The organism is Cyclonatronum sp. (assembly GCF_022565315.1).
Lineage (GTDB): Bacteria > Bacteroidota > Rhodothermia > Balneolales > Cyclonatronaceae > Cyclonatronum.
Map to the genome: position 1 here is coordinate 1 of NZ_JAIUMX010000082.1, position 15,937 is coordinate 15,937.

A 15,937-nucleotide genomic window follows, 5' to 3' on the forward strand; every position below is an offset into this window, starting at 1 on the left:
ACTGTTGTGAAGTTTGAAGTACCGGTACCGGAGCGGGTAGCAGAAAAAAAATAAAATATTTTAGTTTAGGGTGACATAATGCTGTCACAACAGGCCGGTATCTTCTGATAAACACTACACACAACCAAAGAGATACTGCCATGACTACTGCATTCAAACTCAGCTACACCTACCCCGCCCTTCAGCCGGTTGACCTTCACAAAATTGATGCCCGCGCCCTCGAGTGCGTGAAGCTGCTCGGCTGGAACGACCTGCCCGACCGCCTGATTGAAGCCATCGAAGCCGATCTGATCGGGTTTCACGAAGAGCTTACCGGCCGATTCTCAACCCGCGATACGGCCGTGCATCAGCGCCGCGCAAGCGTTCGCTACTGGGTACGCTGCTACCTCGGCGGCCTGTGCACCTACGACACCGCCCTAAAAATGCTGGAAGTACCCGGCCAATAGCACGCGGATCGGGCGGATTTTCAAGCGCGGATTTGCGCGGATTTATTTTTGGGTGATGCGGGTTTCCCGCGGCTGGCTCAGCGCCATAAAATGGCATGGGGCTTTGTGAGGGCTGGTGCCCGTCACCCAAAAAGGCAGGCCATGCCAAAACCTGAACCGCATTTTGTTTATTTTCGGGCTGATGTGTTCCCAAACCTGAACCCGATTTTTTGCCTGATGCAAGAACCTCCCGACCACCATGATTTCCCCGAAGAGCACGAGCTGCCGATCGACGGTGTGCTCGATCTCCATCTGTTCCGGCCCAAAGAGGTGAAGGAGCTCGTGCCGGATTACATCGATGCCTGCATCGAAGCCGGCATCTTCCAGCTGCGCATCATCCACGGCAAGGGAACCGGCACGCTGCGGAGGCTGGTGCACAGCATTCTTGAACGGCACCCCGCCGTAAAAGCCTACTACCCCGGCACCGGAACCGGCAACTGGGGCGCTACCTCCGCCGATTTAATCCCGCCGGAAGCCACGCGAAACGATGGTGAAAACCCGTCCGGCATTTAGCATCTTTTAAAGTGCAATTTAAAGCGCATAAAAGTATTCTTCGGCATAAACAAAACCGAGCCCTCATCCATCGAAACTTTCCTGCCATGAACCATCATCCCATTTTAAAACAGGCACGGTCGGCCTTTGCGCTTGCCGTGCTTTTTCTGTTTGCCGCGGTACTTCAGCCGGGCGGTGTATTTGCCGAAAACAGCGAAAGCAAGCTGGTGCGCACTACCGACCTCACCCGGATTCAGCAGCTGAGCCAGGTAACGGTCTCCCCCGACGGCACCCATGCCGCTTACGTAGTACGCTCGGTTGAGCACGAAGGCGGGCAGGACTACCGCTACGTAAACCAGCTCTGGATGGTGCGCATCGACGAAAGCGGTCACGAGCCGGTGCAGCTCACCCGCCATCCGGCAGGGGCTTCGCAGCCGGCCTGGCACCCCGATAACCGCCGCATCGCCTTCACCCGTGCCATTGATGGCCGCTCTCAAATCTACGTACTCGACCTGCGCGGCGGCGAAGCCGTACCCTACACCACCGCCGAAAACGGCGCCTCCAACCCGGCCTGGAGCCCCGACGGCAACCTGCTGCTGTTCTCAAGCACCTACAGCCACAGCAGCCTGCTCCAGAAAGAAAGCTTTGCGGAGGGTCCAGCATGGCCGGTCGAAAAACCCGGCATCGCGCCGCTGCCCCGCGATCACGGCATCAGCCCTGACCCCGACGGCAGCATCGAACAGATCCGGGCCTGGCTCCACCACAACGAGCTGGAAAACAGCCCGGCCGTGCTTAACCGGCTCGACTTTCAGGGGGAGCGCGCCCTCAGCCCTGAGCGCAGCTACACGCACTGGTTCGTGATGGCTGACGCCCCCCGCGCCGAAGCCCGCCCCCTCACCCTGCACACCGGCTACCACAGCTTCAGCGGCGCCGCCTGGATGTGGGACAGCCAGAACATCGTGCTTGCCGGAAACCTGCAAACCGATGCCCACCCCGACCGCGTGGCCGACAGCCACCTCTACACCATGAATATCAGCGATACCCGGCTGGTGCGGCTGGCCGGCACCCTGGGCTTCAGCTACAGCAACCCGCTGCCCTCGCCCGACGGCCGCCTCGTTGCCTTCCGCGTGTTCGACAACAGCGAGCGCGGCTACAACCAGGCCTACATTGGCGTGCACGACCTGCGCAGCAACAGCAACCGCTACATCGGGCAGGATATCGACCGTAACCTCGGCAACATGGCCTGGAGCCGCGACAGCAACAACATCTACGCCACCGCAGCCCAAAACGGCGGCTTCCCGCTCTTCCTCATTAATGCACGCACGGGCATAGGCGAGCGCCTCACAAGCGAAGAAACCGGCATCCGGGCCTTCGACCTCAGCCGCGGTCTGCTTGTTTATGTGGAAACCAGCTGGCAAAATCCCTTCGAACTCTACCGGGCCGATACCAGCGCCCGAAACGCCATGCGGCTGAGCGACCACAACCACAGCTGGCTCGCAGAACGGCAGCTCTCCGAGCCGGTGAAGCACACCTACACCACCCCCGACGGCCTCGAAATCGAATACTGGGTTATGAAGCCCGCCAATTACCAGCCCGGCCAAAAATTCCCGACCCTCTTGCAGATTCACGGCGGACCCAGCGCCATGTGGGGCACGGGCGAAGCCAGCATGTGGCACGAATTCCAGCTGTTTGCCGCGCACGGCTTCGGCATTGTGTTCTCCAACCCGCGCGGCTCGGGCGGCTACGGCTACGATTTCCAGCGGGCCAACCACCGCGACTGGGGCAACGGCCCGAAACGCGACGTGCTCGGTGCCCTCGATGATGCCGTTAGGAAATACAGCTGGATCGACACCGACCAGCTCGTGATTACCGGCGGCTCCTACGGCGGCTACCTCGTAGCCTACGTTGTGGCCAAAGATCACCGCTTCAAAGCCGCCGCCGCACAGCGCGGGGTGTACGAGCTCAGCACCTTCTTCGGCGAGGGCAACGCCTGGCGCCTGGTGCCCGACCGCTTCGGCGGCTTCCCCTGGCAGCCCGAGGTGTACCGCGTGCTCCGGCACGACTCGCCCTTCACCTACGTGCACCAAATCCGCACCCCGCTGCTCATCCTGCACGGCGATGTGGACCTTCGCACCGGCGTGAGCCAGAGCGAGATGATGTACAAAGCCCTCAAAGTGCTGGAGCGCGAGGTCGAGTACATCCGCTACCCCGGCGGCGACCACGAGCTTTCGCGCTCCGGAAACGTGCACCACCGCAAAGACCGGCTGCTGCGCATGATCGAGTTCTTCAGCCGCTACACCGATGCCGGCTGAACCAGCCTCATGCCCCGAAGCCATCGTGTGATTCAAAACACCTTTGCAGGTGCTGCTGCGCTGTAATTTTTTTCAGGAGGGGGAAACTCCGTGCACATCACGGTCTTTCGTGCCAAAGGGTAATTCCCAAACCTGCGGATAATCCCCTGCTTTTTTTGGGGGGAGTTACGATGCTGCGACTTGCTCAGGGTCCAATTGAAACATGCGTATCCGGGATCTGACTGCCGGATTGTGCTGCGCTGTTTTTTTTTGATGCATCGGAATTGTGGTAATCTGCCCCGGAAACCCAAAACCACGGGATATGCCGTAGGTTTGGGCGCTATCGGCTGCCACGAAAGACCTTGATGCGCACGGAGTTCCACCCCATAAATAAAATGAAATGAAAGACCCTGATGCGTTGTGTACTTTTCGGGCGGGGTTTTGGGCGTGCTGAGGGTAAATGAAGCGGTAAGCTGAGTTGCAGTTTGATTTTAAAAAGGCAATAGCTAAATTATAATTCATGTATCCTAAATAGTAGTATGTGCTTATCTGTCAGGCAGATGGCATGTTTTTTATCCTGAACCCAACCATTTTGACCCATGGAAGCTTTCACCTATGGCAATTACAAAATCCGGCAGCAGTCGCCTGGATCGCCCACTGCAGGTGATATCGTAGAAGATATCATGAATGCTGAAATCAAGATTAAAGATAAGGACGGCACCGAGCGTGCTTTTGAGGTCCGCGACGGTAAAATCAAGCGCGAAATTAAGGGCTATGACATTGGCAACATGATTATCGCCGTACTTTTTGTGCTGATGATGATTCTGATGTTTTTCCTCTCCTACCTTTGGTGGACCGCCCGCTAAGCGCCCCGTATTTTTTAAGGCGAAGTTATTCTGAAACCCGCACCATGGCCAACACCCGAAAAGGGAACCGGCCGGGGGCGGGTTTTTGGGTTTGGGGGGGTAAATCTGTCAAAATTGTGATGGTGTTTGCTTTAGGAGTGCGTGCAATTGGTATTCAGCTGAGCGGTTGAAGATCAGGCTTGTGAGCTTTGTACAAACCTGGGTTGAGACGCCTCGTTGACCTCAAAAATCAGGGCATTGAGCTGATCAGGCGGGCAGAAGTACAAAAACTCACATAAGGTGAAGCGTGGAAGGCAAAACACTGAAGTGAGAAAAAGCCGCATAAAACAAAGGGAAACTGTACCCGTTGTTGTTTAAATTTATTCTTTGCATATTATTATCACTATGGCAAATAAAACAGTAGATAAAATCAAGCGGGCTATTGTACGCGGGTTCGCATCGGGTATAGATTTAAGTACCCCTTCCAGGTTTAAGCCTGCCCACCATCAGTACGGCAAAGAAGCACTCGCGAATGACTTTAATCGGGTAGGCAACGACATCCGTGCTTCTATGAACGCTGTTAATCAAGATTCCAAGCCGCGGGTTTACTGAAAGATCTATGCCACGCAGTAAGAGTGATAGTCAGGATAGAATTACTTTAGCGCAGTTTTCCGGCCCTCTCCCTCCTTCCCAAGAGTTTGCAAATTACGAAAATATTTTACCCGGAGCCGCGGACCGTATATTGAAAATGGCCGAAATTGAGCAGGAGGCCCGCATTAAGTCGCAACGTTCAGAGCTGCGAATGCTTTTTGTCTCGCACATCATTGGCCAGGTCTTTGCATTCCTTTTAGGACTAATTGGTATAGGTGCCGGATTTTATTTAATTCTTAATGGACATGATGTAACCGGCCTGGGTGTTTTAGTAGGAAGCCTTGCTGCTATTGTTGGTGCTTTCATCTATAAGCAGCGAAAAGAGTAATCTTTTTTGATCCATTAAGTTTTGTTTCACACTTTGGTGATAACCTGCCCATAAGTCTTGGCAGGATGCCTGAAGGAGGGGCAGGAATAGCAATCGCGCTTCAAATCCGGCAGACTGTCGGAAGACTGCTATAATGCATGATTTTTGCCAGTCGCGGTAATGTTCCCATCTCGATTCAGCATAACAGGGCTGACCAACCCGCCGCTTTCCTGCAGCTGTTTACCCGGCAATTAATTCTGTTTTTCGCTTCTTTTGATGATTCAATTTGTCAGAATCATCATGCATTGGCTCCCTTCTTCCCCGAAATTAACCGCTACCTTGTTGGTTATTGGTTCCGGCAACCAAGCGCTATGCCTGATTCAGATTAGCAAGCTTAACGGCATGGTTATCCGTGCAGGATGTGACCACTCCGCCGCACGATCCACTCCGACATGCTTGCTTTTTTTTATCCCCCTCACGCCCCGTCCCATACACAATCCCGCATTTTTAATGGTACCTTACGCCCTCCTTATCACCCTATTCACTCAGGATTTTGTACCATGCACCGGTTTAGCGTTGTTTTAGTTGCTTTTGCGCTTTGTGCGCTGTTTTCAGTTCTTCCAACCCTGGCTGATGCGCAGGCGCAGGCGCAGGCACAGAGCCTGCCGGAGTTGGTCGTGGGGGAAACCTATCGGGTTGAGACTACTGAGGGCAGTGTTTTTGTGGGGCAGCTGATTTCAGTGAGTTCCGAAACCATTGTATTGCTTACGGATAGCACGGGCGAGATCACCATCCGCAGAGCAAATATCAGGCGCATCGCCCTGCTGGATGCGGGCCATACCTTATCCGCCGAATACCGCCACAGAAATCCGAACGCTACCCGCTACCTGTTTGCGCCCAATGCCATCGGCCTCAGAAAAGGGCAGGGCTATTATCAGAATACCTGGGTGTTTTTCAACAATGCGAACTATGGCGTGTCGGATCGTTTTTCAGTGGGTTTGGGAACCGTGCCGCTGTTTTTGTTCGGTACTTCTACGCCGGTCTGGATTACGCCGAAAGTGTCTGTTCCGCTTGCAAGCGAGCGGTTTCACCTTTCCGCGGGGGCGCTGCTTGGGGGCGTGCTGGGCACCGACAGCGGTGTGGGAGGGGTGTTCTACGGCACGGCTACCTACGGCGGCACCGACAGCAATGTGTCGCTGAGCCTGGGGTACGGCTTCAGCAACGGAGATATTTCCAGCTCGCCGGTTGTGAATCTGAGTGCCATGCACCGGCTCTCACGCACGGGCTGGCTCATCACGGAGAATTATTTTTTCCCCGGAAGCGGCGAAAACGGAATTATCTCACTCGCCTACCGCTATGCGGCCGAAAACATATCCGCCGATTTCGGGCTGGTGAGGCCATTGGAAGATCTCGGAGCGCTTATCGGCATCCCGTGGCTGGGCATCACCATCCCGTTCGGGAATTAGCCGCGAGGCAGGTGAAGCCGTAGCGGTCAGGCCGGTTCCGGTCCTGCTTCTGCAGCCTGCTCCTCACGCAGTTCGATGAGGCGCTGCTTTTCATCTTTTATGCGCTGGCGCTCGAGTCGTCTGAAATACCTCCTGAAGAAGAAGTTATGTTTCAGCGCCTCCATATTTTCATCCAGCCCCTGACTGCTGCTTCGCAGGTTTTCGAGTGTTTCACCGAGGTTGGCGGCCATGGTGGTATCGTTGATGAGCGCACCAATGGTGCCTTCCCCGCTGTTGATGCGGGTCATGATTTCGCCAAGCTGCTGCGAAGCGATTTCCGTTTTGGCGGCGGTCTCCTGCAGTTTTTCCATAAAGGTGTACACATTCTGCTGGGTTACTTCAATAATCTCATCAAAGTCCTCAGAGCTTTTTTTGAAGTTATCTATGGTTTGGGCCATGTTGTCGGCAATGGTCTCGTCAAAAATCATCCGGCCCACGCTGCCCTCTCCGCTGTTCACGAAGGTTAGGATTTCGGACAGCTGATTGGTGATGATCTGCGCGCTGTAGGCTGAGGCCTGCAGGCTTTGCATAATTTCATCGGTTTCCACAGGCTCCTGCGAGGCAATGTGCTGACCGTCACGCACGGTCGGCGCTCCGCTTGTGCCCTGTGTGATGACGAGCACCCGGTCACCGATAATCCCTTCCGACCCTATGCTGGCCTTGCTGTCTGCCTTAATGAACTCCTGCACGTTCCGCCGCACAAAAAAGCTGACCTGCACCGTGGAGTCGTTGATGATGGCAATATTATCCACAATGCCGACATTGATGCCCGAATAGCGCACGTTCTTGCCCACAAGCAGCCCGCTCACGTTCTGAAAGTCGGTGGTTATCTGAAAAACCGGGTTGAACAGGTTTTGCTGCTTGCCTACAAAGAAGATGATGATCATGAAGATCACGAGTCCGAAGACTAAAAATATACCTAAGCGGGTTTTAAATGCCGGGCTGAAATTATCCATGATGGGGTTGGGCTTTGGCGGAAGAGGGTTCTCTGAATTTGAAAAAAGACTGAATAAGCGGGTCCGAAGATTGTTCGAAGGATCGGATGGTACCTTCCATGTGTACTTCGCCCTCATTCAGCATAATCACGCGGTCGCCGGTTGCGCGGGCACAGGCGATATCGTGCGTGATGATGACCGATGAGGTGTTGTACTTTTTTTTGACGTTGTTGATGAGCATGCTTATTTCATCGGAGGTCACAGGGTCGAGCCCGGTGGTGGGCTCATCATACAGCATAATCATGGGATCAACCACGATGGTGCGGGCAAGACTTGCCCGTTTGCGCATGCCGCCGGAAAGCTGCGACGGCATTTTGTTGATGGTATCTGAGAGGCCCACGTTTTCGAGGGCTTCCTCTATTTTGGCATCTATTTCTTTTCGGCTGAGGTGCTTTTTGATCCGGACCAGCGGGAATTCGAGGTTTTCCCTGATGGTCATGGAGTCGTACAGCGCGCCTCTCTGAAACAGAAATCCGATTTTAACCCGGAGCTCCGCCAGTTCGCGGTCGTTCATTTCCTGCACGTTTTCCCCGAAAATGCGGATGGTGCCGGCGTCGGCTCTCAGCAGGCGCACCATGCATTTGATGAGCACGGATTTCCCGGAGCCGGATTTCCCCAGCACCACGAGGTTCTCGTTTTCAAACAGTTGGAGGGAGAGGTCCCTGAGCACTTCCACCTTGTCGAATCCCTTCCGGAGGTTTTTGACCTCTATCACGGGTTTGGGGGGCAGGGCCGCTGTGGCCTCGCGCGCGATGTTGCTGATTTCCTGTTCCATATTGGTTTAATACAGCATATCGGTGATTTGCACGGCAATGAGATCAATCAGGATCACAAACACCGAGGCGAGTACGACCGACTGATTGGCCGCCTTGCCTACGCTTTCGGTGCCGCGCCCTGCCGTGAAACCTTTGTAGCAGCCCACAAAACCGATAGCTGCGCCGAAAAAGAAGGTTTTGATAACGGCCGGGAAAAAGTCTGAAAACCAGATGGCACTAAAAGCCTGTGTAAAGAAGAGCGTAAAGGTTACGTCGCCCTTGATGTTGGCGCCCGCCCAGCTGCCCAGGATGCCGAAGGCATCGGCATACAGCACCAAAACCGGAATCATGAGGGTAGCGGCAAGCACCCGCGGCACCACGAGGTACCGCATCGGGTTGGTGGAAGAGACCTCCATGGCGTCGATCTGCTCGGTAACCTTCATGGAGCCAAGTTCGGCGCCCATGCCCGAGCCGATTTTTCCACAGCAGATGAGGGCGGTAACTACGGGACCCATCTCTCGCACCAGCGACAGCGCTACCATGCCCGGCAGCATGGAGGTAGCCCCGAAATTTGCGAGAATCGGCCGGCTTTGGATGGTAAGGACCAGCCCGATTACGAGACCTGTTAGGGAGATGAGCGGCAGGGTTTTATTCCCCACTTTGAAACACTGCCGCAGGAACTCCCGGAATTCGAAATCGCGGGAGAAGGTCGCTTTGAGGGTGAGCCAGGCGAACAGGCAGAACTCACCGACCTCACGAAAGAACCGGGTGGTAAGCTGCGTTTTTTTGATCGCATTGTCGCTGATCTTAATCGCCTGTGTTTTTACCGAAGGCAGCTTGGGGATTCGCTGAAGGACAGGCCGGATGGCTTTCATCTGTATGGGGTATTATTCAGTGACAGCCCCGATTGAGGCGCTGCAAATACAGATGAAACTCTGCTGCACGGGATAATGCTAATGCCTGAACGGAATTCAGACATATAACAGAATACGGATTAAATAGTTCTGCTGTGCATTATAAGGTGTTGTTTTACAGTAAAATAAGTGGTGTTTGTCGGGGGCGGACCTACCCGGGTGTAAAGGAGGGAGGTGGAGCCCGGTGAGAACCTTGTGATTCTTTTTTGCTTTATGATGGATTTTGGGATGCCGGAAGCGGGACGCTGCCGGCTGGGGCAGCCAATAAAGCCGGAAGTCAGGGAGTTTCACAAAGAAGGGCTGAAGCTGCTGATTTTATTTCAGAGCTTCAGCCCTAACTGTTCAGAATCGGCGGTTTTGTCGGAATTGCGCAGCTTTAGTTGCTGTACAGAATATCCGTCAAATAATCTTCCTTATCCAGCGAGGCCGGGAACGCGGTTACGAAGCTGAGATCCGGCTTTTGCGTGGAGATAATGGAAGGAATTACGTTGGATGTTCTGAACCAGTCGCTCTTGCCCGACCTGCTGTTTACCATCACCAGTAAATCAGATTCGGACAAATCATTTAAGACAATATTAATGATGTCTTCAATGGAGCGTACACTTCGCAGGCTCATTTCCTGCTCAGACTGAATGAGGTACAGGTCCCTGTTCAGTTTGCTTTCATCCTGCTCAAAGTAAAGAATCTCGAGCCCGGTTTTAAGGTTCTCTGCAAGTTTAAACAGGGATTCCAGCAGCGCCAGAGAGTTGCGGCCCGAATAGCTTTGCGGGTTCATCACCACTACAATCTTATTGAAAGTCGAGACCGGTTTGGTGATTTTACAGATGTATGTCTGCTGTTTGGTTGTGAGCAAAACCTGATCAAGAATGCTGCCGAAAATCCGCATCGGGGTTGAAATAACGCCGTTCCACCCGATAACAATATCGGTGATGGCATTGTTTGCAGCGGCATTTCTGATACCTTCAGCAATATTGAGGTTGGTTTCAACCACGGGATTGGCCTGACTGTTTACCGCGTGAATGTGGCCTTTGGCAACTTCCAGCGTTTTATGGGCGCGCTCCCGCTGCTTGTCTTCGTCTTTGAAAGTGTTAATGACTGCAAGCGGGAAAATCGGGCTTTTGTCGTCCGTTTTTAGGTTTGAGGCGAACTCAATAAGCCGGGCGGAAGTAACCGGGTTTGCCAGAGGTACAAGCAGCCGCTGTCTGATTTTGGTGTCGGTTTCCAGCTCCAGAGTGTCGTCGTCGGTTAGCTTCAGGCCGAATTTCTCAACAACCATCGGCCCTATGATACAGGTCACCAGAATCATCATAATGGCACCATTCAGGATTTCCTCTCCAATCAGGCCGACTTCCATCCCGATAAAGGTTGCAGCAAGGGTAGCGGCCGCCTGGGAGTTGGTCAATCCGAAAATAACCCAGGCCTGATCATTGCTGAAGCCAAGCAGTTTTGAAGACGTAAAAGCAGCCACCCATTTGGAAACAACCACAATAGCTGTCATAACGCCCATAATGAACCAGACTTCATATCCGCTGGTGAGCACCTGCACATCAACCTGCATGCCCACAAAAATGAGAAAAAGCGGGATAAAGAACGCATCACCGAAAAACTCCACGCGATTTTTGAGCGGACCTTTATTCGACAGCAGCGGGTTGAGCGCCAGACCGGCAAGAAAAGCCCCTACGATGGCTTCAATGCCGATTACCTCGGCCAGCCAGGAGCACATCAGCATCATTCCTATCACATAAACATAGGTAAACCGGCCTTTTTCGCCCATGTACTGAAAGAAGCTGAAGCTCATCTTCGGAAAGATCACAAACATAAAAACCAGATACAGCGCAAAAAGACCGATGAGCGTAACCCAGAAAAGGGTATCGAGATCGCCGTCTACCGAGCGGGCAACCACTGCCAGAACCAGCAGTGCCACGGTATCTGTGATGATGGTACCGCCGACCGCGGTTGTAACGCTTTTCTCTTTGTTGAGCCCCAGCCTCGAGATAATGGGATAGGCGACCAGCGTATGGGAGGCAAACATGCTGGCTATCAGGATAGAGGCCGGTACCGAATAGCCGATCCAGATGAATATCAGCGTACCGCTGATTTGGGGGATCAGGAAGGTCAGTGCACCAAAAACCAGCGTGTTGTTCCGGTCTTTCTTAAACTGACTAAGGTTGATTTCAAGGCCGGCAAGAAACATCAGGTACAGCAGGCCTACCTTGCCGAGCACATCAATAACGCCGGCTGCTTCTATGAACCCCAGGCCTTTGGGGCCTACGAAAGTTCCGGCAAGAAGCAGCCCGACAATGCCGGGCAGCCTTATTTTCTGAAACAGAATCGGGACCACCAGAATGATGAGCAGCAGCAGTCCGAAGGTTAAAACGGGCTCTGTGGAAATAGAGATTACAAAACTATCCATTGGTAATAAGAGTTGTAATCAGAGCAGGTGATAAACCCCTCCCGCCGGGAATATGTGTGTGACACACACATCGTATCCGTAAAGGAGACGCTTATATAGCTCCTCTGAAAAAAGTGAATAATTCAGAAGTCAAAGGAGCTATGAATGCACAAGTGCCCTTTGTCTTCTCTCAAAGCCTGCGAAGTTAGCTGTCGGGTTCGGGCAGAGAGAATTAGCCCTATCAGAAAAAATCCGAATTCACCCCAAAAATTTAGTGGGTCCTCCGCTCAGGCATGGCTGCCTGATTAAGCTGAACTAAAATAGAGCGGCGTGATATGTGAACCAAACCGGCGGCTTCACAAATTACATTTTTAAAAAAAAGACCCGTTCTGAAGCAGCCTTTATGTTCATTTTTGGACTGATTTACAGCGCATGGATCAGTCGGGGCGAAAAGGCAAAACTTCAGCTTAAAAGAGAACCGGGGTAAGGCCGTTTCTGAACGCCGTGGCTCCCGGTCATGCTCGGGTCATGCTCGGGTCAGGTTCGGGTGATGATGGCTGCATTGCCCGGGCCCTTTGCCCGGCTCCGTATCTGGTAGCTGATGCTGAGGCAAGGGGGGGATCATGATTAACCCTCGACATGTGCATCAGACGACTTGTGCCCGATAGGACGGCCGCAGATATTGGAATTTTAATTGACCGCTTGTTCACTTATTTTGCGTGTTCACGATTCGTGAACACGCAAAATAAGTGAACACCATGAAAACTGAAATGCTTGAAAAAGCCCTGACCCATATCGCGTCTGAAATTGATTTGAAGGCCGAATTTACAGGCAGGACTAACACGGGTCCGGAGGGAGCCGGTACGCAACTCATTTTTGGACTTGATGGCAAAGAAATTGTCCGTAGGGCAGAGGTTCGCAGTGAAGTTCGTGCGCATCAGCTTCAGCAGTTAAATGAACTGCAGCAAACAGAAGGGCCGATAATCCTGGTTGCGGCACGGCTGTCGCCTGCGATTAAGAAGATGTTGTCAGACAGCGGAATCGACTGGCTGGAGGAGTCAGGAAATATCCGGCTTAAGGATGGGGATAAGCTGATTTGGATTGATCGCAAAGGCCCCCCAAAGGCATCCGGAAATCCTGCAAAAAACCGCGCATTCACCAAAACAGGGTTGAAAGTCGTTTTTTTATTTCTTTATGATGAAAGCTGGCTGAACCGAACCTACCGCGATATTGCGGAAGCTGCAGGAGTTGCACTCGGTACTATAAAACAGGTACTTGACGGCCTTAGGATGCATGGGTATTTACTTCAGATAAATAAAAAAAATATCAGGCTGAAAAACCGCAGTAAATTGTTGGATCAATGGATAAGCGCCTATACCGACGAACTGAAACCCAAAATCATAACCGGAAATTATAGTTTCATAAACCGTGAAACTGAGCTGAATTGGAAAAGTCTGCCACTTGGCTCTGATACGGTTTGGGGAGGGGAACCCGCTGCCGATCTCATCATTCAAAATCTCAAACCGGTTACGTTTATTCTTTACTCAAAAGCGGTGCGATCAGAACTCATAAAAAAGCTAAAACTTGTTCCAAACCCGAAAGGAATCGTTGAGCTTCGTGTACCATACTGGACGGTAGAGAGCGAAAACCCTGCGACAGCACCATTATTAGCCGTTTACACTGACCTGATGGAATCAGGCGACCCCAGAAATATTGAATCAGCCGGAAGACTCTATGCGTGAACCGCTTAAGATTAAACCTGAAGACCTTCGGCAACAGCGGTTTAAGGAACTACTGAACCTCTGCGAACCGGTTTTTGCAACATTTGGGGTAGATTTTTATCTGCTTGGGGCCATAGCGCGCGATGTGTGGTACAGCAAAGATCAGCTCACTTCAAGATCAACGAGAGATGATTTGGCAATACCACTCAGATTTATTTGATATTTCACCGGAGCCGGATTTGGCAGAAATCGGATGCATGGTAATTGGCAGGGAGATCCGCAAAATCACCGAAGGAAATTCAACACTGCGAAACCGGATCCGGATTTTGTTATCACTAAATCAGCAAAAACAGAAAAAGATGGCGGAAATTATTGCAGGAAACAGAAGGTCTCTGGAAGAAGCAGAAAACTGGTTCAGGCTGATTCGGTCAGGTTTCGAAGGGGAGTAGCAGCGAAACCAGGGTTATTTGGCGGGTGGCTCAGTTTGAAGCCGGCTGATGCGCTGCCCGGCTGACCCCGCCTTACTGACTTACACCCCCACCATCTCCCCAAGCCAATCCATCCCGAAAAAAACCGTACTTTACGGAAAAGCGAATCCGGAAAGTCAAAAAAGAAATCCCAAATGGCAGCAGGAAATTTTAATACCGCTAACCAAACCTACCGCGCCCTGATGGGCAATGGCCTTATTTATACGGTCCCCCGTTTTCAGCGCGACTACAGCTGGACTGAAGAAGAATGGGATGACCTTTGGCGCGATATTGAAAGTGTGATGGAGCCGGAAGGTGATGATGCGCATTACATGGGGTATCTCGTGCTCCAAAGCAGAGACAGTAAAAACTTTGATATTATCGATGGTCAGCAGCGGCTCACGACCCTCAGCATCATGGTACTCGCTGTGCTGGCCAATCTGCAAAAACAAATTGACAGTGGTAACGAATCGGAAAACAACCGCCGCCGGCAGGATCAGCTTCGGAATTCCCTTATCGGCTATCTCGACCCGGTCACGCTTTTGTCGAAGTCGAAGCTTAACCTGAACCGAAATAATGACAGCCTTTACCAGACCTATCTTGTACCTCTTCAGCCGGCTCCGCGCAGGCGCTTAAAAGCTTCAGAGCATTTGCTCCGAAACGCTTTTGAGTGGTTTGATGAGAAGATTGGTTTGAAGTATCACACGGGTGAAGAACTTGCAGGATTTATTGACCGGCTAACGGACAAGCTGTTTTTTACGGTGATTACTGTAGCTGATGAGCTGAACGCATACAAGGTATTCGAAACCCTGAATGCAAGGGGTGTGAAACTGTCTTCAACGGACTTGCTGAAAAATTATCTGTTTTCTGTAGTACACAGTCAGAATCAGACCGTGCCTGAATTTGAACTCGAAAAGCTGGAACAACGGTGGGAGGAGCTTTCCGGCAAGCTGGAGGCTGACAGTTTTCCTGACTTTCTGCGGGTTCACTGGAACAGCCGGAACCGGTTTTTGCGGCAGGCAGAGCTGTTTAAGCGAATAAGGGATCAGGTCAGAAACCGGGAGCAGGTTTTCACCCTTATCCGTAAGCTGCAGGCTGATGTGGACACTTACGTGGCCCTCTCAAAACCGGAGGATGAACTTTGGAAGCCGGCACAGAAGCCGTATCTCAGGGAGCTGCGGATGTTCAGTGTGCGGCAGGTGTACGCCCTGCTGCTGGCCGCATACCGGAATTTCAGTGAGAAGGAATTTGAAGACCTGCTGCGGGTAATCAGCATCATTTCTTTCCGGTACAATGTAATATCAAACAATCCCCCCAATGAGCAGGAGCGTATCTATAACAAAATCGCCGTAAGCATGGAGAAAGAGGGGATGACTTACAGAGATGTGATTTCGGAGCTTAAAGAACTGTATGTGCCTGATGAGGAGTTTAAAGCCTCATTTGCAAATAAAACCCTGAAAACCACCCAATCCCGTAACAAGCGTATCGTGCGGTATATCTTTGCCCGGCTTGAAAAGCATCTCAATGGCAATGAGCCTGATCCGGACAGCGCGGCCGTCAGCCTTGAGCATATCATGCCTGAAAATCTTTCAGAGGCATGGCTGTCTGTTGATGATGCCGATCACGCACAGTTTGTGTATCGCCTTGGAAATATGTGTCTGCTTTCCGCCACCCAAAACCGCGCCATCGGCAATGCCGGCTTTGCGCAAAAGCGGAGCATTTATGAAGAAAGTGCTTATGAGCATACCCGAAGAATAGCATCGGAAAACACAGCCTGGGACCCCTCCCGTATTGAGCAGCAACAGCAATGGCTCGCCCGGCAGGCGGCCGCCATCTGGCGGGTGGCTCAGTTTGAGTGATCATTTCTTTCCCCAATAAAAAGCCAGGACTCCTTTCAGCGATGCAGGGCATCACCGGGGGGAAGTCCGGGCTGAGTTGACAGGCGTTATGGCTGATTTACATCAGGCCGGCATCGGCTCAATGTGTTTTTCCACAAATGCAGCGAGAATCTCGTGCAGGTCGGGTTTGCCGATTTCCTGCAGGTCGTAGGTTACCCGCGCCGTTGGTTTTTGGATGCTGATGATGCGGCTCAGGTCGATCGGGGTGCCGATTACGAC

At 52.4% G+C, this 15,937-nt stretch carries 14 protein-coding genes and 1 riboswitch; of the genes, 10 read left to right on the top strand and 4 right to left on the bottom strand.

Annotated elements, in window-relative coordinates; all coding sequences use genetic code 11:
* Nucleotides 1–140 precede the first annotated feature (140 nt).
* The 7 genes from LAT75_RS11820 to LAT75_RS11850 all read left to right on the top strand — a co-directional run bounded on the left by LAT75_RS11820 (nt 141) and on the right by LAT75_RS11850 (nt 6,537).
* Nucleotides 141–446: a hypothetical protein gene (locus tag LAT75_RS11820; protein WP_291482873.1), complete on the top strand. Its 306-nt coding sequence runs from the start codon at nt 141–143 to the stop codon at nt 444–446.
* Between the two features lie 141 nt (nt 447–587).
* Nucleotides 588–998 carry a Smr/MutS family protein gene (locus tag LAT75_RS11825; RefSeq protein ID WP_291482874.1) on the top strand — a complete coding sequence of 137 codons (411 nt, stop codon included), beginning with the start codon at nt 588–590 and terminating at the stop codon, nt 996–998.
* 86 nt (nt 999–1,084) lie between these two features.
* Nucleotides 1,085–3,289 carry a S9 family peptidase gene (locus LAT75_RS11830; protein ID WP_291482875.1) on the top strand — a complete coding sequence of 735 codons (2,205 nt, stop codon included), beginning with the start codon at nt 1,085–1,087 and terminating at the stop codon, nt 3,287–3,289.
* A gap of 578 nt (nt 3,290–3,867) precedes the next feature.
* Nucleotides 3,868–4,134 carry a hypothetical protein gene (locus tag LAT75_RS11835; RefSeq protein WP_291482876.1) on the top strand — a complete coding sequence of 89 codons (267 nt, stop codon included), beginning with the start codon at nt 3,868–3,870 and terminating at the stop codon, nt 4,132–4,134.
* Nucleotides 4,135–4,518: 384 nt separating this feature from the next.
* On the top strand, nt 4,519–4,725 hold the full coding sequence (locus LAT75_RS11840; protein WP_291482877.1) for a hypothetical protein: 207 nt from the start codon (nt 4,519–4,521) through the stop codon (nt 4,723–4,725).
* Between the two features lie 7 nt (nt 4,726–4,732).
* Nucleotides 4,733–5,092 carry a DUF2335 domain-containing protein gene (locus LAT75_RS11845; protein ID WP_291482878.1) on the top strand — a complete coding sequence of 120 codons (360 nt, stop codon included), beginning with the start codon at nt 4,733–4,735 and terminating at the stop codon, nt 5,090–5,092.
* Nucleotides 5,093–5,631: 539 nt separating this feature from the next.
* Entirely contained in the window at nt 5,632–6,537 is a 906-nt protein-coding gene (locus LAT75_RS11850; RefSeq protein ID WP_291482879.1) for a hypothetical protein, read from the top strand.
* 26 nt (nt 6,538–6,563) lie between these two features.
* On the opposite strand, the gene LAT75_RS11855 is transcribed toward LAT75_RS11850, so the two are convergent.
* The 4 genes from LAT75_RS11855 to LAT75_RS11870 form a co-directional block, all read right to left on the bottom strand.
* Nucleotides 6,564–7,532, bottom strand: a complete 969-nt coding sequence (locus LAT75_RS11855) for an MlaD family protein (protein WP_291482880.1) — start codon at nt 7,530–7,532, stop codon at nt 6,564–6,566.
* Complete coding sequence (locus LAT75_RS11860; protein ID WP_291482881.1) at nt 7,525–8,346, bottom strand: ATP-binding cassette domain-containing protein; 822 nt, start codon at nt 8,344–8,346, stop codon at nt 7,525–7,527. The genes LAT75_RS11855 and LAT75_RS11860 overlap by 8 nt, the downstream gene beginning before the upstream one ends.
* A gap of 6 nt (nt 8,347–8,352) precedes the next feature.
* Nucleotides 8,353–9,201, bottom strand: coding sequence for an ABC transporter permease (locus LAT75_RS11865; protein ID WP_291482882.1), 849 nt, complete (start codon nt 9,199–9,201; stop codon nt 8,353–8,355).
* Between the two features lie 415 nt (nt 9,202–9,616).
* Nucleotides 9,617–11,653 (bottom strand): cation:proton antiporter, encoded by a 2,037-nt coding sequence (locus tag LAT75_RS11870; RefSeq protein ID WP_291482883.1) that lies wholly within the window; start codon nt 11,651–11,653, stop codon nt 9,617–9,619.
* Nucleotides 11,654–11,812: 159 nt separating this feature from the next.
* Nucleotides 11,813–11,954, bottom strand: a riboswitch (cyclic di-AMP (ydaO/yuaA leader).
* Nucleotides 11,955–12,390: 436 nt separating this feature from the next.
* Here LAT75_RS11870 and LAT75_RS11875 point away from each other — a divergent pair.
* From LAT75_RS11875 to LAT75_RS11885, 3 genes are all read left to right on the top strand, one after another.
* On the top strand, nt 12,391–13,374 hold the full coding sequence (locus tag LAT75_RS11875; protein WP_291482884.1) for a type IV toxin-antitoxin system AbiEi family antitoxin: 984 nt from the start codon (nt 12,391–12,393) through the stop codon (nt 13,372–13,374).
* Nucleotides 13,367–13,573 carry a hypothetical protein gene (locus tag LAT75_RS11880; RefSeq protein WP_291482885.1) on the top strand — a complete coding sequence of 69 codons (207 nt, stop codon included), beginning with the start codon at nt 13,367–13,369 and terminating at the stop codon, nt 13,571–13,573. The genes LAT75_RS11875 and LAT75_RS11880 overlap by 8 nt, the downstream gene beginning before the upstream one ends.
* Before the next feature lie 402 nt (nt 13,574–13,975).
* Nucleotides 13,976–15,679 (top strand): DUF262 domain-containing HNH endonuclease family protein, encoded by a 1,704-nt coding sequence (locus LAT75_RS11885; RefSeq protein ID WP_291482886.1) that lies wholly within the window; start codon nt 13,976–13,978, stop codon nt 15,677–15,679.
* Nucleotides 15,680–15,937: the final 258 nt, after the last annotated feature.